Annotated in this window: 17 protein-coding genes; 1 reads left to right on the forward strand and 16 read right to left on the reverse strand. The window is 61.3% G+C overall.

The window, feature by feature from the left end:
* Positions 1-110: 110 nt before the first annotated feature.
* From hisI to moaB, 9 genes are all read right to left on the reverse strand, one after another.
* Complete coding sequence (gene hisI, locus VXJ35_RS01450; protein ID WP_054761480.1) at positions 111-497, reverse strand: phosphoribosyl-AMP cyclohydrolase; 387 nt, start codon at positions 495-497, stop codon at positions 111-113.
* Complete coding sequence (gene hisF / locus VXJ35_RS01455) at positions 494-1,267, reverse strand: imidazole glycerol phosphate synthase subunit HisF (protein WP_064020192.1); 774 nt, start codon at positions 1,265-1,267, stop codon at positions 494-496. The genes hisI and hisF overlap by 4 nt, the downstream gene beginning before the upstream one ends.
* Positions 1,268-1,280: 13 nt before the next feature.
* A complete protein-coding gene (gene hisA, locus VXJ35_RS01460) occupies positions 1,281-2,024 on the reverse strand; it encodes a 1-(5-phosphoribosyl)-5-[(5-phosphoribosylamino)methylideneamino]imidazole-4-carboxamide isomerase (RefSeq protein WP_064020193.1) in 744 nt (247 codons plus the stop codon).
* A 67-nt stretch (positions 2,025-2,091) separates the two neighbouring features.
* A complete protein-coding gene (gene hisH, locus VXJ35_RS01465; protein WP_054761477.1) occupies positions 2,092-2,733 on the reverse strand; it encodes an imidazole glycerol phosphate synthase subunit HisH in 642 nt (213 codons plus the stop codon).
* A 48-nt stretch (positions 2,734-2,781) separates the two neighbouring features.
* Positions 2,782-3,375 (reverse strand): imidazoleglycerol-phosphate dehydratase HisB, encoded by a 594-nt coding sequence (gene hisB / locus VXJ35_RS01470; protein ID WP_054761475.1) that lies wholly within the window; start codon positions 3,373-3,375, stop codon positions 2,782-2,784.
* A 48-nt stretch (positions 3,376-3,423) separates the two neighbouring features.
* Complete coding sequence (pepN, locus tag VXJ35_RS01475) at positions 3,424-6,066, reverse strand: aminopeptidase N (protein WP_064020194.1); 2,643 nt, start codon at positions 6,064-6,066, stop codon at positions 3,424-3,426.
* A 3-nt stretch (positions 6,067-6,069) separates the two neighbouring features.
* Positions 6,070-6,600 (reverse strand): phosphate-starvation-inducible PsiE family protein, encoded by a 531-nt coding sequence (locus VXJ35_RS01480; RefSeq protein ID WP_082880764.1) that lies wholly within the window; start codon positions 6,598-6,600, stop codon positions 6,070-6,072.
* 13 nt (positions 6,601-6,613) lie between these two features.
* Entirely contained in the window at positions 6,614-6,973 is a 360-nt protein-coding gene (locus VXJ35_RS01485; protein ID WP_064020195.1) for a DUF423 domain-containing protein, read from the reverse strand.
* Positions 6,973-7,494 carry a molybdenum cofactor biosynthesis protein B gene (moaB, locus tag VXJ35_RS01490; RefSeq protein ID WP_064023320.1) on the reverse strand — a complete coding sequence of 174 codons (522 nt, stop codon included), beginning with the start codon at positions 7,492-7,494 and terminating at the stop codon, positions 6,973-6,975. The genes VXJ35_RS01485 and moaB overlap by 1 nt, the downstream gene beginning before the upstream one ends.
* A gap of 154 nt (positions 7,495-7,648) precedes the next feature.
* Between moaB and VXJ35_RS01495 the strand changes: the two genes are divergently transcribed.
* Positions 7,649-8,713 (forward strand): AI-2E family transporter, encoded by a 1,065-nt coding sequence (locus VXJ35_RS01495; protein ID WP_054761470.1) that lies wholly within the window; start codon positions 7,649-7,651, stop codon positions 8,711-8,713.
* Between the two features lie 30 nt (positions 8,714-8,743).
* Here the strand turns inward: VXJ35_RS01495 and VXJ35_RS01500 are convergent, their stop codons facing one another.
* The 7 genes from VXJ35_RS01500 to VXJ35_RS01530 form a co-directional block, all read right to left on the reverse strand.
* Positions 8,744-10,102, reverse strand: coding sequence for a cytochrome P450 (locus tag VXJ35_RS01500; RefSeq protein WP_064023321.1), 1,359 nt, complete (start codon positions 10,100-10,102; stop codon positions 8,744-8,746).
* A 116-nt stretch (positions 10,103-10,218) separates the two neighbouring features.
* Positions 10,219-11,190, reverse strand: a complete 972-nt coding sequence (locus VXJ35_RS01505) for a nitrate- and nitrite sensing domain-containing protein (protein WP_064020196.1) — start codon at positions 11,188-11,190, stop codon at positions 10,219-10,221.
* 11 nt (positions 11,191-11,201) lie between these two features.
* Complete coding sequence (locus tag VXJ35_RS01510; protein WP_064020197.1) at positions 11,202-12,383, reverse strand: methyl-accepting chemotaxis protein; 1,182 nt, start codon at positions 12,381-12,383, stop codon at positions 11,202-11,204.
* Between the two features lie 192 nt (positions 12,384-12,575).
* Complete coding sequence (locus VXJ35_RS01515) at positions 12,576-15,689, reverse strand: efflux RND transporter permease subunit (RefSeq protein WP_064020199.1); 3,114 nt, start codon at positions 15,687-15,689, stop codon at positions 12,576-12,578.
* Positions 15,686-16,798, reverse strand: a complete 1,113-nt coding sequence (locus VXJ35_RS01520) for an efflux RND transporter periplasmic adaptor subunit (RefSeq protein WP_064020200.1) — start codon at positions 16,796-16,798, stop codon at positions 15,686-15,688. The genes VXJ35_RS01515 and VXJ35_RS01520 overlap by 4 nt, the downstream gene beginning before the upstream one ends.
* Positions 16,795-18,327, reverse strand: coding sequence for an efflux transporter outer membrane subunit (locus VXJ35_RS01525; protein ID WP_064020201.1), 1,533 nt, complete (start codon positions 18,325-18,327; stop codon positions 16,795-16,797). The genes VXJ35_RS01520 and VXJ35_RS01525 overlap by 4 nt, the downstream gene beginning before the upstream one ends.
* Positions 18,317-18,985 (reverse strand): CerR family C-terminal domain-containing protein, encoded by a 669-nt coding sequence (locus VXJ35_RS01530; RefSeq protein WP_064020202.1) that lies wholly within the window; start codon positions 18,983-18,985, stop codon positions 18,317-18,319. The genes VXJ35_RS01525 and VXJ35_RS01530 overlap by 11 nt, the downstream gene beginning before the upstream one ends.
* Positions 18,986-19,004: the final 19 nt, after the last annotated feature.

Here is a 19,004-nt window from a genome sequence, read left to right on the forward strand (position 1 = left end):
CGCTCCCGATTAGCGAAAAATCGGCACCGGCTTTGTATGGTCTGGCGATACCGAGAGTTGGCCCGGAAACGGCCGGCCGGCCGGCGGCATAGGCTAAAGCGGCCTGCCGCCTAACGGTATATCGCTTTCGGGTCTTTCAATACCGCTTCGCTGACCTGCCAATCGCCGTCTTTAAAGCTGCGGAAGAAACAGCTTTCCCGGCCGGTATGGCAGGCGATACCGCCTTCCTGCTCGATTTTCAATAGAATCACGTCGCCATCGCAGTCCAATTGCAAATCGATAATTTTTTGGCGGTGGCCGGACTCCTCGCCCTTGCGCCACAAGCGTTGCCGGGAGCGCGACCAATAGACGGCGTAGCCTTCGGCGACGGTCAAGGCCAGCGATTCGCGGTTCATCCAGGCAAACATCAATACTCGGCCGCTGCTGTGGTCCTGGGCGATGGCCGGCACCAAGCCGTCCGCGGTCCACTCGATTTGATCCAGCCAGGCGGCGTTCATAAGCGCACCTCGATCCCGCGCAACTGCATGTGGCGTTTGGCCTGTTCTATCGTATATTCGCCGAAATGGAAAATACTGGCCGCCAACACCGCATCGGCCTTACCTTCGAGAATGCCGTCCGCCAAATGGTCCAGGTTGCCGACGCCGCCGGAGGCGATGACCGGAATGCTGACGGCTTCGCTGATGGCACGGGTCAAGGCCAAGTCGAAACCGGATTTGGTGCCGTCGCGGTCCATGCTGGTCAACAGAATTTCGCCGGCACCGTATTCTTTCATGCGCACCGCCCAGGTCACGGCATCGATGCCGGTCGGTTTGCGGCCACCGTGGGTAAAAATTTCCCAGCGTTCCGCCTCGCCGTCCTGGCTGACTTTTTTGGCGTCGATCGCTACGACGATGCACTGCGAACCGAACTTGTCCGCCGCTTCCTTGACGAATTCGGGCCGGAATACTGCGGCACTGTTGATGCCGACTTTATCGGCGCCGGCGTTGAGCATGCGGCGGATATCGTCGGCGGTACGGATGCCGCCGCCGACCGTCAACGGGATGAACACCTCGCCGGCGACTTGCTCGACGACATGCACCATCGTCGCCCGGTCGTCGTGGGTGGCGGTAATGTCGAGAAACGTGATCTCGTCGGCGCCTTCGCGGTCGTAGCGGCGGGCGATTTCCACCGGATCGCCGGCGTCGCGGATATCGACGAATTTGACGCCTTTGACGACGCGGCCGTTATCGACGTCCAGGCAGGGAATGATGCGTTTGGCTAGGCTCATGGCGGGTTGTGGCTCAATCCTCGCCGCCGAAGGACGCGGCCAGTTTCGCGCCTTCGGCGAAATCGAGCGTGCCTTCGTAAATGGCGCGGCCGGTAATCGCGCCCATGATGCCTTCGTGGGCCACGGCGCCCAACGCGCGGATGTCGTCCAGATTGGTGATGCCGCCGGAGGCAATGACCGGGATGTGCACCGAGCTGGCCAACTTGGCGGTGGCCTCGACATTAACGCCCTGCATCATGCCGTCGCGGGAAATATCGGTATAAATAATGGCGGCGACGCCGTTGGATTCGAATTTTTGCGCCATATCGATCACGTCGTGGCGCGACAATTTGGACCAGCCGTCGATGGCGACCTTGCCGTCGCGGGCGTCGAGGCCGATGATGATGTGGCCGGGAAATTCGATCGAAACGTCGCGGACGAAATGCGGCTCGCTGACCGCTTTGGTGCCGATGATGACATATTGCACGCCGGCTTCCAGATAGGCCTGGATGGTGTCTTCGTCGCGAATGCCGCCGCCGATTTGGACCGGCACCTGTGGATAGGCTTCGACGATGGCGTGGATCACGTCGGCGTTTTTCGGCTTGCCGGCAAAGGCGCCGTCCAAATCGACCAGATGCAAACGCTTCGCCCCCGCTTCAACCCAGCGCCCCGCCACCGCTACCGGATCGTCGGAGAACACGGTGTCGTCTTCCATACGACCCTGGCGCAAGCGGACACATTTTCCTTCCTTCAAGTCAATTGCGGGTATCAGCAACATATCTAAATCTCGACAGTTTAATCACTATTTCAAAGGGTTAGTAAAGCCAGCGTTGGGATGCCGGCGGTTACACCGTCCCGTCCCAGGCTAGGAAGTTTTGCAACAACTGCAAGCCGACCGTCTGGCTTTTTTCAGGATGAAATTGCACGGCAAACAGATTGCCATCGGCCAGTGCACAGGTGAAGGTTTGCGGATAATCCGCGGTGGCGGCGGTATGGCGCGCGTCGTCCGGCACCGCGTAATAGCTGTGCACGAAATAGAATCGGCTGCGGTCCGGGATGTTTTTCCAAAGCGGGTGCGGCTTTTGCTCGACTCGATTCCAGCCCATGTGCGGAATTTTCAGTACGTTACCGTTATCGTCGCGCAGATCGTCGGCAAAACGCCGGACATGGCCGGGCAATAGGCCGAGACAGGCGACGCCGCCGTTTTCCTCGCTGTCGGTTAACAAGGCTTGCATGCCCAGGCAGACGCCCAACAACGGCTTATCGGCGGCCACTTCGCGAATGACCTCGGCCAAGCCGCTGCCGTGCAAAGCGCTCATGCAATCGCGGATCGCGCCGACGCCGGGAAACACTACCCGGTCTGCGCGGCGGATGGCTTCCGGATCGGAGCTGACCAGTACTTGGCTGCCGCTATCGGCATGTTGAAGCGCTTTGGCAATGGAATGCAGATTACCCATTCCGTAATCGATGACGGCAACTGATGGCATAACAGTTAGAGTTTTCGGGTCAAGGGTTCGCAGCGGCTAAGAAGCGGTTTACAGAGTGCCTTTGGTGGACGGCATGATACCGGCCATGCGCGGGTCGGGGCTGATCGCCATCCGTACCGCCCGGCCGAATGCCTTGAAAACGGTTTCGGCAATGTGGTGGGCGTTGCCGCCTTTCAGATTGTCGATATGCAAGGTCACGCCGGCATGGTTGGCGAAACCCTGGAAAAATTCCTTGAACAGGTCGACGTCGAAATTGCCGATCAGCGCGCGTTTGAATTCTACATCGTAAAACAAGCCGGGACGGCCGGAAAAATCTACGACCACTCGTGACAACGATTCGTCGAGCGGGCAGTAAGCGTGGCCGTAGCGGTAGATGCCTTTCTTATCGCCGAGGGCTTTGGCAACCGCCTGGCCCAACGTGATGCCGATATCCTCGACGCTGTGGTGGGCGTCGATATGCAAATCGCCGTGCGAGACGATTTCCATGTCGATCAGACCGTGCCGGGCCACCTGGTCCAGCATGTGGTCCAAAAACGGCAACCCGGTAGTGAACGCGGCTGAGCCGGTGCCGTCGAGATTGACCGATATCTTGATCTGGGTTTCGAGGGTGTTGCGTTCAACCTGAGCGGTGCGTGGGTTCATGCTAATGCGGGTAACTGGGTCCGGCGCTAGTTTACGTGATTGTGACGGCTACGCCAAACTCTTGCTGGCGATCTCGTAGACATCTTTCGACAAATGGTCGGTGGCGACGATACGCTGTAATTCCTGTTTCATCAAGCTTTGCCGGTTGGCATCGTAACGCCGCCATTGCGCCAGTCCGCTAACCATGCGCGAGGCAATTTGCGGATTCAGCGCGTTTAGTTCGATCACGCGGTCGGCCAAAAACCGGTAGCCTTCGCCGTTGGCGGCGTGGAAATGCAACGGGTTGGACTGGCTGAAGGCGCCGACCAGGGCTCGAACCCGATTCGGCGTTTTCATGTCGAAAGCCGGATGCCGCATCAGGTTTTGCACCTTGGCAAAGGTGTTCGGCATGCTGCTGGTCGCCTGCAACGTGAACCACTTGTCGATGACCAGGGCTTCCTGCTGCCACTGCCGGTAAAAACTGTCCAGGCAATCGTCTTGGTCGGGATGGCGACTGTTGACAATCGCAGCCAATGCTGAAATTTGGTCGGTCATATTGCGGGCGGCGCGGAACTGCTGCTCGGCCAGACGGTGGCTATCGGGCGTTTCCAGTTTGCTCAAGTAGCTCAGGCAGGTGTTTTTCAGGCGGCGGCGGCCGACCGCGCCGGCATCGAAGCAGCCGGATTCGTCGCGGTGGTATTGCCGGTAAAGTTCCAGAAACTGCTCCGCCAAATTCTCGGCCAGCGTTTTTTTGACGAATTCGCGGGCCTGGTGCACGGCTTCGACGTCGATAACCGGCATCTGGCCCGACAAGTAACTTTCCTCGGGCAGAGCCAGCAGCAAGGCTTGGTACGACAAGTCGCCGCCGGCATCGGCCAGCACTCTGCGGTAGGCATCGACGACGATAGGTTCCAGTTGCAAAGGCCGGTCCAGTTGGATGCTGTCGATCAATTGGAAAATGGCTTGGGTCGCCAATTGCTGGCCGGCCTCCCAGCGGTTGAAGGTGTCGCTGTCGTGGCTGAGCAGGAAGGCCAGCTCGTCCAGGCTGCGCGGCATTTGCAATGTCACCGGCGCGGAAAAACCGCGCAGCAACGAAACCACCGGCTTGCCGGCCAGATTGCCGAAGTTGAAGTTTTGTTCGGCTGCGGTCAGGTCAAGCGTGACTTCGGTATGCGGTTGGCCGGCGAACTCGAAGGTGGCCGGCGAGCCGTCCGCATTCAGCAAGCCCAGTTTTACCGGGATATGTAACGGTTGTTTGACCGGCTGGTTCGGCGTCGGCGGACTGCTTTGGCGTAGTGTCAGTTGCAAGCGGCCGTTGGCGGCATCGTAGTCTTGTTCGACCGTCACTACCGGCGTACCGGCCTGCGAGTACCAGCGGCGGAATTGGCCAAGTTCGACGCCGTTTGCGTCTTCCAGCGCCTTGACGAAATCTTCGCAGGTGACGGCCTGGCCGTCGTGGCGTTGGAAATACAAGTCGCAGCCCATACGAAAACCTGCCGCGCCGAGCAGAGTGTGCAGCATGCGCACCACTTCCGCGCCTTTTTCGTAGACGGTCAGCGTGTAAAAGTTGTTGATCTCGATATAGGCTTCCGGCCTCACCGGATGCGCCAAAGGTCCGGCATCCTCGGCGAATTGCCGGGTGCGCAAGGCATTGACGTCTTCGATGCGTTTTACGGCCGGCGAGGTCATGTCGCCGCTGAATTGCTGGTCGCGAAATACGGTAAAGCCTTCTTTCAGGCTTAACTGGAACCAATCGCGGCAGGTCACCCGGTTGCCGGACCAGTTATGGAAATATTCGTGGCCGATCACGCCTTCGATATGTTCGTAATCGCTGTCGGTCGCGGTATCCGGGCGGGCCAGCACGAACTTGGTGTTGAATACGTTCAAACCCTTGTTTTCCATCGCGCCCATGTTGAAATGGTCGACGGCGACGATCATGTACAAGTCCAAGTCGTATTCCAGGCCGTAGGTCTGCTCGTCCCAGCGCATCGCGTTTTTCAGCGATTGTATGGCGTGGCCGCATTTATCGACATTGTGCTGTTCGACGAAAATCTGCAAGTCGATGCGTCGGCCGCTCATCGTCACGAACTGGTCGGCGACGCACGCCAACTGCCCGGCGACCAAGGCGAACAGATAGCACGGTTTGGCGAACGGATCTTCCCAACTGACCCAATGCCGGTTGTTCTCCAACTCGCCGCTGCCGGTTTTGTTGCCGTTGGACAGCAATACCGGGTATTTGGCCTTGTCGGCCACCAGCGTGGTTTTGAAGCGGCTCATTACGTCCGGCCGGTCCAAAAACCAGGTAATTTTGCGAAAACCCTGGGCCTCGCACTGGGTGCAGAGCATGCTGCTGGACAGGTACAAGCCTTCCAGAGCGGTGTTGGCTTGCGGGTCGATCAGGTTTTCGATCAGGATTTCGAAAGGCCTGTCCTGCGGCGCTTCGTGCACGATCAGCGCTTCGTCGCCGACCACAAATTCGTTCTCCTGCAGCGGCCGGCCGTCGATGGCGATACTGAGCAATTGCAATTCCTCGCCCCACAATTTCAGAGCGACACTGTCGGCCGAGCTGTGCGGATTGCGCCTGACGTTCATTCTGGCTTGCACCCGGGTGCGCTGCTCGTCCAATTCGAAATGCAATTCGATTTGGTCGATCAGGTACTCCGGCGGCGTGTAATCTTTCAGGTAGACGGTTTGCGGGCTGGCATCGCGCATTGCTTATCGCTCTTCAGTTTTGACGGGTTGCGGTTTATAGGAAATCAACCAATAGGTTAGGCCCAGAGACACGATCACCGCGGCGATCGCGACGATGTAAGCCGGGTCCAGGTCCTTGAAATCCAACATGATCACTTTTCGGGCTACGGCCATCAGCGCCGTGGCGATGACCATTTTAATCGGCAGCGTATCGTGTTTGATGTACAGCGTGATGTTGATGAAAATCTCGATCGCGATCAGTACGGCCATGAACGAACCGAAAATCAGCAGTATGTCCGAGACCGTCAACATCATAAACGGTTCCGCGACCAAGCGTTGATAGATCACGTACACCACGTCGGCCACGCCCCACAATATGACTAATACCATCAGCACCGCCAGGATGCGGACGGCGAAATGGATCACCGCGTGCAATACTTTCAACAAGCCGTCTTCGGCGACCGGCGGCAATTTGACTTCCGGCTCGTCGCGCAGAGCGCGGCTGGCGCCGGGCCGCGACGGCGGCGAAGGGCGAACGGGCGGTTTGGATTCCATCGGTGTCTCCTGCTTATTCCCGAAGCGCGGCGTAGGCCAACAGGCCCCAGGCCGCCAGAAACGCCAGGCCGCCCAGCGGCGTAACCATACCCAGCCATTTGATATCGAATATCGCCAGCAAGTATAGACTGCCTGAAAACAGCAGGATGCCGAGCGCCAACAACCTGCCCGCCCAGCGCAAGGCCGGACGGGCCGGCAATTGCGCCACCAGGCCTAGCGCCAAGCTATGCCACATCTGGTAATTTACCGCAGTTTTGTAGATGTCCAACTGGTAGTCGCTCAGCAGATGTTTCAAGCCGTGGGCGCCGAATGCGCCCAACGCTACTCCGGTAAAGCCGCCCAGCGCGGCCAACGTTAAAAATGTCCGGCGCATTATTTCTCCAGCAAACGCGGCATCAGTTGCACCAGATTGCAAGGCCGGGTGCGGTAATCCAGTTGGTCTTTGATCAGCGATTCCCAGGCCGTACGGCAGGCGCCGGACGAACCCGGCACGCAGAATATGTAAGTGGCGTTGGCGACGCCGGCCACCGCCCGCGACTGCATCGTCGAACTTTTGATGTCCTGGTAGGACAGCATGCGGAACACCTCGCCGAAGCCGTCCAGTACCTTGTCCAGCAGCGGCAACACCGCTTCCGGGGTGCCGTCGCGGCCGGTCACGCCGGTGCCGCCGGTGGCGATGACGGCATTGACGCTCGGGTCGGCGATCCATTGGCTGACGGCGGCGCGGATCTGATAAATATCGTCGCGGACGATTTTTTTTTCGGCCAATCGATGCCCGGCCGCAAGCAAACCTTCGGCCAACACGCGGCCGGAAGTATCGTCCGCTTCGCTGCGGGTATCGGACACGGTCAATACCGCGATATTGATCGGAATAAATTCACGGGTTTCGCTCACGCCACAGGCCTCCAAATAATCGCTGCCGCATTCTAGTGAATGCGTCGCCGGCCAAGCAAGCGCTGATTGCGCGCTAACCGGCCATACCGGCGCGCTCGATAATGCCGTAAACTCAGGATTCGGATTCTTAAATCGGCGCAGGCGCCCAACCAGTATGCAAAATTCGCGTTACGAAAAAGCCGCCAGTCTGGCCGCGTTGGGCTTGTTGTTGTTTGCCTGCTACCAGGTATTGCAGCCGTTTGTGTTCGATTTGTTGTGGGCGGCCATCTTGTGTTTCGTCACCTGGCCGCTGTATTCCCGCTTGCGGGAATGGCATTTCAGCGCCAATCGCGCCGCCGCCACCATGGTGCTGCCGATCGGCATCCTGCTGTTGACGCCATTCGCCACCGCCGGCTTCAGCTTTACCGAAGACATCAACCGCTTGCTGCAATGGCTCAACCAAAGCGTGCACACCTGGCCGCCGGCCCCGGAATGGCTGGAACGGCTGCCATGGGTCGGCGATAGGGCCAAATCGGCTTGGCAAAGCATAGGCGAAGACACCAGCCGGCTGGTGAATCTGGCCCGCCCCTACGCGCTGGGTGCCGGCACCTGGATTTTGCAGCAAGGCATCAAGCTCGGCGGCCAATTGATGCATATGGGCCTGAGCATTCTGGTGCTGTTTTTTTTCTACCGCGACGGCGAGCGGGTTGCCGAGCACGTGGTGGTTGCGGTGCGGCGCTTGGCCGGCGAACGCAGCCAGCGCATTCTGCACATCGTCGGCTCCAGCTTGCGCGCCGTGGTTTACGGCATCATCGGCACCGCGCTGGTTCAGGCCTTGGCCTCGATGCTCGGCTTTGTCGTCGCCGAGGTGCCCTACGCCTTCGCGCTGGGCGTCGTCGCCTTCTTTTTGATGTTGATCCCGGCCGCCGGCACCGTGGTCTGGCTGCCGGTTGCGCTATGGCTGTTGGTGGAAGGCGAAACCGGCCGGGCGGTTTTTATCGCGCTGTGGTTCCTGCTGTTCGTCGGCACGATTGATAATTGGTTGCGGCCGATCCTGATCAGCCGCGAAGTCGAATTGCCGTTCGTCCTGATCGTATTCGGCATCTTCGGCGGCCTGCTGGCATTCGGCTTCATCGGCGTCTTCATCGGCCCGACCCTGCTGGCGACCAGTTACGCCCTGGTGCTGGATTGGCTAATCAGCAACGAAGACGAGGATATCGCCGATGCCGGCGGCGATTGACGCGGCAAGCGAACCTCCCCGGCACATCGGTTAAGGTTTAGCCAACCGCTTGAGCCGGACCGGCAAGCCACCTTTCGGCCTCAGGCTAACCACCATTTCCATGTCGGCCTTGCCGGGATCGAGCAATTCGATAGCGTAATTGCGCACGATCAGGCTCAACAGCAACTGGCTCTCCAGCAATGCGAAGTGGTTGCCGATGCAAATCCGTTCGCCGGCGCCGAACGGCATGAAGGCAAAGCGGCGGCTCTGGTTGCCGAGAAACCGCTCCGGCTCGAACCGCTCGGGATCGTTCCAGAATTGCGGATGGTGGTGCAAATTGAAGATATTGATCAAGGCCAGACTGCCGGCCGCGAGTCGGTAACCTTCGACTTCGGTGTTTTGGCGGATTTTGCGCATGATCACGCCGACCGGCGGCCGCAAGCGCAGCGATTCGTTAAGGACCGCCTTGCAGTATTCCAGCGTTTGCAGGTCGGCAAACTGCCAGTCCTCCTCGGCCGGCAAGTCCTGCAACTCCCGACGCAAACGGCCGAGTGCGTCCGGGTGGCGGGCCAGCAAATACAACGTCCAGCTCAGTAAATTCGAGGTGGTTTCGTGGCCGGCGCTGAAAATGGTCAGCACTTCGTCGCGCAGTTGGCGGTCGCTCATGCCGGCCCCGCCATCTTCGCCGCGCGCCTGCAGCAGCATGTCCAGTAAATCGCCGCCGGCCGCCGCCGGATTGGTGCGGCGTTGTTCGATGATGCCGTAGACCACGCCGTCCAACGTAGCCATGGCCCGGTTGAAGGCGCGATTGCCCGGTGTGGGTACGAACGGCGGCAAGGCTAGCGGATTCAGCAACGACGCGGCGGCATGGCGCAACGCCGTATCCAGCGCCGGGGCAATGGCTTCGATCCGGTCCAGCACGCTGGTACCGAACATGGTTTGGGTGATGACTTCCAGCGTCAACCGCATCATTTCGCTGCACAGATTGACCTGCGCACCGTCGCCCAATCGGTGCCAGCGTCGCAGCATCTCGCGGCCGGCGGCGACGATTTGCGGCTGCAATGCGCTCAGGTTGCCGCGTTGGAACACCGGCTGCATCAAACGCCGCTGGTTGCGCCACAAGTCGCCGCGGCTGGTGACCAAACCCTGGCCGAGCACCAATTCCAGGCCTTTGGGTTTTTGCGGATCGTACATTTTGACGAACTTGTCGGCCTGGCGCACCAAAGCCTGTTCCGCCATGTCCGGATGGCTGAGCATATAAAACTGCCGGGTCAGCACGCGAAAGCCAACCGCGTCGCCGTAGTCGTGCCACCAGGTAGATAAGGTCCGGAACGGATCGGCGGCAAGCGGCCGTAGATGGCCTAACAGGAAATCGCCTTTGGCTTGCGGTACGGGTCTGGTGTTAGGCATCGGAATTCGCGAACTGGGCCGGTAGGCGCCGTTCCCGGCGAGCGGGGCGGGCGGAAACGGCGCCACTGTAACGGCTTATCCCGCCGTTACACAAGCCGTTCCGGCCGGACGGCGGCTTACAACGCCAGCGGTAGAATGCCGGCGGCGGCTGTTGTCACCCCCAATAGCAACGTCGCCAACGATTGGCGACCCAGCCGGGCGGCGCCGGCCAGCCGCGTTTGCAGCTCGCGGTTGGCGGCCGCTTCGGCCCGGTCGTACAGGTCGAACACGCCGTTCAATGTCTGCGTAGCGTGCTCGAAAAAACCGGCCGGGTCGATTGCGGGGCGTTCGCTTGCCAGCAATTGTTGCTCGATATCGCCGACCAAACTATCGATGCGTTGCCGTACCTCGCCGAAGCTGTGCCGGAACTCGGCGCCGGCCATTGCCGACGGCGTCCGGGCGATGCCCGATTCGAGACGCTCGGCGGCATTGCGGATACGGGTCAGCAAATAGCCAAGCTTGATACGCTCGGTACTGAGGCTGCGCCCGGCGGCGGCGATACCGGTACCGATCGCCCGGGTTTGGCCGATCGCTTCGGCGGTGTCCGGCAACAAATGCCAGACGATCTCGACAAAACCGAACGGACAGGCGCTATCGCGGTGCAATTGGCTGCGTTCGGCGATGTCCCGCATCAAGTCCAGTACGGCGGCAATCAGTTGGCAGTGGTGGTCGAAGCTTTGCTCGCGGGTGCCGTGCAATACGGTCGGGCTCAAGCTGCGCCAGCGGGATTCAATCGCCTCGAATCCGCCGCGATGGGCCGGCAAAGCGTGTAAGCGCTTGGCGATTTGTTCCGCTTCGCGATCTATGTCGGCTTGCAACGCCGAAATTTTATATTTGAAACTGGCATCGCCGTTCAGATAGCCGCTGGCCATGCCGCGGTGCTGTTGGATTTTGCCGAGCAGTTGCTTCAGTTCGCGGTTGATGGCGATGCTGGTCCGTTGGCCGGCCAAGTGGGCGAGCCGGGTGCGGTTGCGGCAATGCCAGAGTGCGGCCAACACCGAACCGGCCGAGCCGGCGGCGGCGCATAACAAGATTAAGGTATCGGTCATCGGCGGGCCTGCTATGCGGGTTTATGGACTACGACTTGCGCCAGTTTCGACAAATGGCGGGCGATTGCCGCCGATTCCTGGGCGGCTTTGCTGTTTTCTTCGACATGCTGGGCAATACTTTCCACGTTGCGGCCGATCTCCAGGCTGACCTGGCTTTGCTGTTCGGTACTGGCCGCGATCATCGACACATTGTCCAGCGCGCTGTCGGCATATTCCTTGATGCCGGCCAGCACCCGTTCGACGCTGTAAGCCTTGTCTATTCCCTGTTCGGTGCGCTGTTGAGTGGCGTCGATAGAACGCACGGCGCGATCGATTTGCTCGCGCACCGCTACGGTAGTGCCGGTGATCTCCTCCGCCGACAGCCTGACCCGTTGCGCCAATGTCCGCACTTCGTCGGCGACCACGGCGAAGCCGCGGCCGTATTCGCCGGCCCGCGCCGCTTCGATGGCGGCGTTCAGCGCCAGCAAATTGGTTTGTTCGGAAATGGCCTTGATCATCTCCGAGATTTGCGAGACCTGCTGGGAATGCTGTTCCAGGTTGCGCATCAAACCCGCCAATTCCTCTATTTCCCGGAACAGTTGTTTGATGTCGGCAATGAAACTGTCGATCGAATGCTGGCCTTGCAGCGACAGTTGTTGCGTGGTCGAAGAAATTTTTTCGGTTTCCCGGCATTGCCCGGCCACGCCCAGAATGCTGGCCGACATTTGCTCGATGGCCGCGGCCATCATCGTCGTGCTTTTTCGCTGCAGATCCAACTGGTCGGCAACTTGGCCGGAACCTTGGTGCAACTGGTCGGCGGCGTAGGTCACCTCCTGGATCGATGCCTGCACCTGGCTCATCCGCCGACCCAGTTCGCGTACCGTATCGTTAAAACCGACGCACAGCTCGGCCAGCTCGTCGCGGCCGGCAAACTGCAAGCGGACGCCGAAATCGCCGCCGGCGAGTTGGCGCTGTGCGCCGAGCAGACTGTGCAAGCCGTTGCGCAACCCGGCGTAGAGGGCGTATAGCGCGATCATCCACGGCAGTTGGCCGGCCGCAGCCGCCAGCCACAGCCCCGGCGACAGGCCGGAGGTGTAGTTGGCGACCAGGGCGGCGGTCGCCAAGCCCGGAAGCGCGATCAGACCGGATAGAAACAGAAATTGGTGGCGAAGCCGGTAATTGCCGAGAACGGCGGAAAGCAACGAAGCGGGCATGGCGGACTCGTCGAAAGTGGACACGGACTATGTGTCCAGCAAATTTCCCGCCAGTCTTGTCGGCTCGGAAATACTGCCGGTATTTGCCCGCGCCCGCACCGGTTTGGATCGTTTGCCCGCCGCGTTAAGCCGCCATGCACCATTTGGAATCGCGCAGTCGGCTGTGCCGGCTAGCGCGGTACCTCGTCGCTGTCAGTTCGATACCTGAGTCCGGCCGCCGGCGGTTTTATCGCTAAAACAGCGCCGCCACAGGGCCAACGCCCATTGTTTGCCGTCGTCCAGATAGGTAAATGCCACCGGAATTACCAACAAACTGAGCAAGGTCGACGTAATCAAGCCGCCGATCACGGCAATCGCCATCGGGCTGCGGAACGAGGCATCGGCGTCGCCGCTGCCGATTGCGATCGGCAACATGCCCGCTCCCATTGCGATGGTGGTCATCACGATCGGCCGCGCCCGTTTGCGGCAGGCGTCGAGCAAGGCATCGAAGCGGCTCATGCCATGGTCGCGGCGGGCGACGATGGCGTATTCGACCAGCAGAATCGAGTTTTTGGTGGCGATACCCATCAACATCACCAAGCCGATCAACGACGGCATCGAGAAGGCCTTGCCGGTCAGCAGCAAGGCCACGAAGCCGCCGCCGAACGACAACGGCAGCGCCGCCAGAATCGTGATCGGCTGGATAAAGTCCTTGAACAGCAGAATCAATACCACCAGGATGCAGAGCAAGCCGGTCAGCATCGCCAAACCGAAACTGGAGAACAGTTCTTCCATCATCTCGGCGTCGCCGATGCTGATGCGTTTGACGCCGGCCGGCAGGTTGCGGATGCTGGGCAAATTGGCGACTGCGGCAGTGACCTCGCCCAGCGGCTGGCCGGACAGCTCGATCTCGAAATTGACGTTGCGCGAGCGGTCGTAACGGTCGAGCACGGCCGGACCGCTGGACAATTCCAGCTTCGCCACCTGGCCGACCAAAACCGTGCCGCTGCCGCTTTTCGCCGACGGTACCGCCAGCCGTTCCAACACCGCCAGATCGCGGCGGCCTTCGGCGGCCAGTTTGACTACCATCGGCACCTGGCGCTGGGCCAGATTCAGCTTGGACAGCGACCAGTCGTAATCGCCGACCGTGGCGATGCGTAGCGTTTCGGCCAGCGCGGCGGTGGTGACGCCCAGATCGGCAGCGCGGGCGAAATCCGGCCGTACCGCAATCTCCGGCCGCACCAAGGCGGCGCTGGAGGCGATGCTGCCCAGGCCCGGAATCGTCCGCAAGTCGCGTTCTACGGCGCGGGCGGCGCTAGTCAGGGTTTGCGGATCGTCGCCGCTCAATACCAGCACGTATTTCTCGCCGGACGCGCCCAGACCCACTTTGGTGCGCACGCCGGGTAATTTCTCCAAGGCCTGGCGAATCTGTTGCTCGATAACCTGTTTGCGCACCGGCCGGTCGCGGCGGCTGGCCAACGTCACCGTCAACGTGGCTTTACGCACCTCGCCGGCGCCTTGGGCGCCGGCCATCGGGTCGCTGCCGGCCGAACCGGCGCCGATGGTGGTGTAAACCGTTTTCACGTACTCGATGTCGGCGACCAAACGCCGTGCGGCTTCCGCCACGGATTGGGTCTGGTTCAAGCTGGCGCCCGGCGGCAATTCGACGAATACCTGGGTTTGCGGATTGTCGTCGGCCGGAATGAAGCCGGTCGGCAGCAGCGGAATCAACAGCAACGAGCCGACGAAAAACGCCGCCGCGCCGCCGATGGTGGCCAGCCGATGCCGCAGGCACCAGGCGGCCGCCCGAATGTACCAGCGCATCAGCGGCCCTTCGCTAATTTCCTGGTGGCCGGTGTTTTTCAGTAGATAGGCGGACATCATCGGTGTCAGCATCCGCGCCACCACCAGCGACGCCAACACCGCCAGCGCCGCGGTCCAACCGAACTGCTTGAAAAAACGGCCGGCTACGCCGCTCATGAACGCGGTCGGCAAAAACACCGCAACCAGGGCAAAGGTGGTGGCGACCACGGCCAGGCCGATTTCGTCGGCGGCTTCCATCGCCGCTTGGTACGGCGTCTTGCCCATCCGCAGATGGCGGACGATGTTTTCCACTTCGACGATGGCGTCGTCGACCAAAATCCCGATCACCAGCGACAAGGCCAGCAGGGTAATCACGTTCAACGAAAAACCGAACAGATCCATGCCGATGAACGCCGGTACCACCGACAACGGCAAGGCGACGGCGGAGACGAAGGTGGCGCGCCAGTCGCGCAGAAACAGCCAGACCACCAAAACCGCTAACAAGCTGCCTTCGTACAGCATCGCCATCGAACCTTGAAACTCTTCCGCTACCGGATCGACGAAATTGAAGGCTTCGTTGAACTCGATATCCGGGTTGGCGGCTAGCAATTCGTTCAGCGCTTTTTTGACGCCGGCGCCGACTTCGACTTCGCCGGCGCCGCGGCTGCGGGTGACCTCGAAACCGACCACCGGCTTGCCGTCCAGGAATGCGGCGGCGCGGCGTTCGGCCACCGAGTCTTCGATGCTGGCCACTTGGTCCAGGCGGATGTGGCGGCCGTCCGCCAGCGAGAGTTGCAGCGGCCGCATTTCGTCCACCGACAACACGTTGGCCAGCGTGCGCACCGGTTGTTCGCCGCTACCCAGATCGGTACGGCCGCCGGCGCTTTCGCGTTGCATCTCGCGTAATTGGCGGGAAATATCGGCCGCGGTCGCCCCCAAGGCTTGCAATTTGACCGGGTCGAGCGCAATCGTCACTTCCCGGCTGACGCCGCCGACCCGCGTCACGGCGCCGACGCCGTTCACCGCCAGCAGGCGTTTGGCGACGGTGTCCTCGACGAACCACGACAGCGCTTCGTCGTCGCGCTGTTCGGAGCGCACGGTAAAGGCCAGAATCGGCGAGCCGGCCAGGTCCAGTTTATTGACGATGGGGTCGCGCAAATCGCTGGGCAGGTCGGTACGCACCTTGGTTACGGCGGAACGCACGTCGTCGACCGCTTCCTGCACCGGTTTTTCCAGGCGAAATTGGGCCGTAATGATCGCACTGCCGTCCTGCACCTTGGTGATGATGTGTTTCAAGCCCTGCAGCGTGGCGATGGCGTTTTCGATTTTTCGCGCCACTTCGGTTTCCAACTGCGCCGGCGAAGCGCCGGGCAGCGTAGCCGTGACCGTGACGGTGGGCAAGTCCAGGTCCGGGAAGTTCTGGATCTTCATGGTCTTGAAGCTGTGCAAGCCGCCGAACGACAGCAGCACGAACAGCATCAATGCCGGGATCGGGTTACGGATGCACCAGGCCGAGACGTTCATGGCGCCACCACCCTGACGCTGTCGCCGTCGGCCAGAAAGGAGGCGCCTCTGGCTACCAGACGGTCGCCGGGGTTGAGGCCGGCCAGCACTTCCAGCACGTCGCCGGCGCGGCGGCCGAGTTGGACTTTGACTTGCTCGACCTTGGCCCGGTCGCCGTTCTGTTCGGCCACGCGAAACACGTAGCTGAAACCTTCGCGTAGCGACAGCGCGTCTTGCGGTACGGTCAGGCCGGCGCTGGAGCCGAGATGGAATTCGCCGCGGCCGAACATGCCGGCGCGCAAGCCGTTTTGCGCCGCATTGGGCAAATCCACGTAAACCAGGCCGTTACGGCTTTGTTCGTCCAAGGTCGGCGCCAAAAAGCGTACCGTGCCGCGAATGCGGCCGACGTTGGGTACTTCGACCGTCGCTTCGACGCCGGGCCGCAATTGCGTCATTTCGGCGGCGGTGACTTCGCCGCGCCATTCCAGCCGGTTTTGCCGGATCAATTTGAACAACTCCTGGCCTTTGGCTGCGACGGCGCCTAGCGTCGCGCTGCGCGAAGAAATCACGCCGTCGTCGCTGGCCAGCACCTTGGTGTATTTCAAGCGCAACAGTTGTGCGTCCAATTGCGCCTTGGCCGATTGCAGTTTGGCTTCCGCGGTCTTGGCTCCGGTCAAGTATTGGTCGACCTGCTGCGCACTCAACGCGCCTTTTTCCAGTACTTTGCGCGCCCGTTCGGCATTGGCCCGCGCCTCTTCCAGATTGGCTTGGGCCTCGGCGACGATGCCGCGGCTTTGGGCGATGTCGGCCAGCACGCTTTCGTCGGAAAAAGTCGCCAGCACCTGGCCCTTTTTGACCGCTTCGCCGACCTGGACATTGACCGCGCTGAGCCGCAAATCTCCGATTTCGGCGCCGATCACCGCTTCCTGCCAAGCCGCGATCGAGCCGTTGGCGGTCAGCGCGATCGGCATATCCAGCCATTGCGGTTGCACCGTCGTCACGCTGAGCGCGGGATTGGCTGCCGCTGCTGCTGCCGGTGCGGTTTCCCGGCTATTGCCGACCGCCAGGCTGATTAAGCCGAGCGGCAGTATTACGGCGCTTAGCGATAGGATGGTTTTTCCGTGCTTCATGATTTTCCTCCGTTGAAAGAGACCTGTTGAATCGGTAATGAATCGGGGCGAGCGTTAACGTCGCTTTGGGCGGCGGCTTCCGCGTTTGCGGTCCAGCCGCCGCCGACCGCACGGTACAGCGCAATCCAGGCGGAGACGCGCTCCTGTTCCAGCGTTTTCAGCGCGAGTTCGGCGGACAACAGATTGCGGCGGGCGGTTTCGACGTCGAGCAGACTGCTCAAACCATTTTGATTGAGCGCTTCGAGCGAGCGGTAATTGGCGCGATAACTGTCGACGGCGGTGCGGCCTTCCGGCAGGCGCAGCCCGGCGCTGTTCAGGCGGACCAGGGCTTCTTCCACTTCCTTGACCGCCGTGCGCGCCTTGTCGCGGAAACGGCTTGCGGCCGCCAGGTATTGTTGCTCGGCCACCGCGACGTCGGCGGCGCGTTTGCCGGCGTCGAACAAGGGCAAACTCAGGGTCGGGCCGATGGCCCAGGTCTGGGCCAGCATCAGCGCGGCGCCATTAATGTTTTGCAGGGTAGGGGTAATGTTGCCGGACAGGCTCAGTTTCGGGAACTGTTTGGCCCGCTGCACGCCGATGTTGGCGCTGGCTTCGGCCACATCGCGCTCAGCGGCGGCAATATCTGGGCGTTGCAGCAAAACCTCGGCCGGGATCGCGTCGATTCGAAACGCCGGCGGTTCCGGCAGTTTCGCCGCCTGTTCCGCGTTGGCGCCCAGCAAACCGCGCAGTTCGGTTTCGTCCAGCGCCGTCAACGCCGCCAGGCCTTTCACTCCGCGCTCGCATTGGGCTTGCTGTTGCAGCACATTGCTACGGGCTTCGGCCGCGCCGGCCCTTGCCAAGGCAACATCGCCGGCGGGGCGCAAACCGCTGTCGCCGGCGATTGCGATCAGCCGCGCCGATTCGCTGCGCGATGCCCGGTCGGCCTTTAGAATTTGTACTTGGCTTAGGCAATAACGGTAAGCCAGGTAGGCGTTGGCGGTTTCAGCGGCGACAGTGACCCGTGCGTCTTGCCAGGCCGCGCTTTTCGCGGCCAACTGGCCGAGCGCAGCTTGCTGCTGCCGGGCCAGGCCGCCGAACAAATCGATTTCCCAACTCGATTGCAGGCCGGCGTTATATTGGTTCCAGACGAAAGGTTCGCCGCCGAACGATGCCGAAGAACGCTTGCCGGCCAGACTGGCATCCAGATTCGGCAACAGCGCGGCATCGGCACCGGCCAGATTGGCGCGGGCTTGTTCGATGCGGGCCTTGGCTTCGGCCAGCGAAGCGCTTTGCCGTTCCGCGGCGTCCAGCAGGCGGGTCAAGGTCGGGTCGTTAAAGCCTTCCCACCAACGGATCAAGTCGCCGGCTGCGCCGCCATGGGCCGACTGGACGACCGGGCCGGGCTGCGGTTCGTGCCAGCCGGCTACCGCCGGCAGCGGCTCGGCTTGGTAATCCGGGCCAACGGTGGCCAGTAAACCGCCCCCTCCGCAGGCGGAAAGCAGCGGCAAGGGCAAGCTCCAGCCCAATGCCCGCCAGCGCTTATGCCGCATGATCGCCTCCTTGCGCCCGCCGCGCCGCTTCGCCGGCGACCATCGACACGGCGTAACCGGCCAAACGTTCGGCCAGCGTGTCGACCGCTGCCGGCGTGTTCAGCAGCGGCGCCGAAACCGTTGCGATGACGTCCTGCCCGACGTAGAAATGCACGGCCATGCCGGTGATCGCAAACGCCAAGCGGTGCAGATCGTCGTCGGCGCGGTCTAGACCCAGATGCGTTTGCAGCAATATCACCAGGCCGTCGTGTTGCGGTTTGATCTCGGCGTCTATCTCCTGTTGCCAGGCGCCGGTCGGTTCGATCATTTCCCGGAAATGCAGCTTCATGACCAATCCCAATTCTTCGCCCTTCTTTAACGGTTCCAGAAATTCGCCGAAGAAGCGGTGCAATACCTCCGGTAAGGGTAAATCGGCGTACTCGGCGATATTCGCACCGCAGGGCGATTCGCCCATCGGTTCGGTGAACGCGGCGCGGTACAAGCCGGCTTTGTCGCCGAAGTAATAGCGGATCGCCGAAATGTTGACGCCGGCGGCCTCGCAGATCTCGCGGGTGGAGGCGCCTTCGTAGCCTTTTTCGGCAAACAGCTGTAATGCGGCGCTGACCAGTCGGCTGCGTGCGTCGCTGGTTTCGGTTTCGGCGTGAGGGGTTTTAGCCATGGTGCTCCAAAAATGCTGA

It is taken from the genome of Methylomonas sp. DH-1 (assembly GCF_046097555.1).
GTDB lineage: Bacteria > Pseudomonadota > Gammaproteobacteria > Methylococcales > Methylomonadaceae > Methylomonas > Methylomonas koyamae.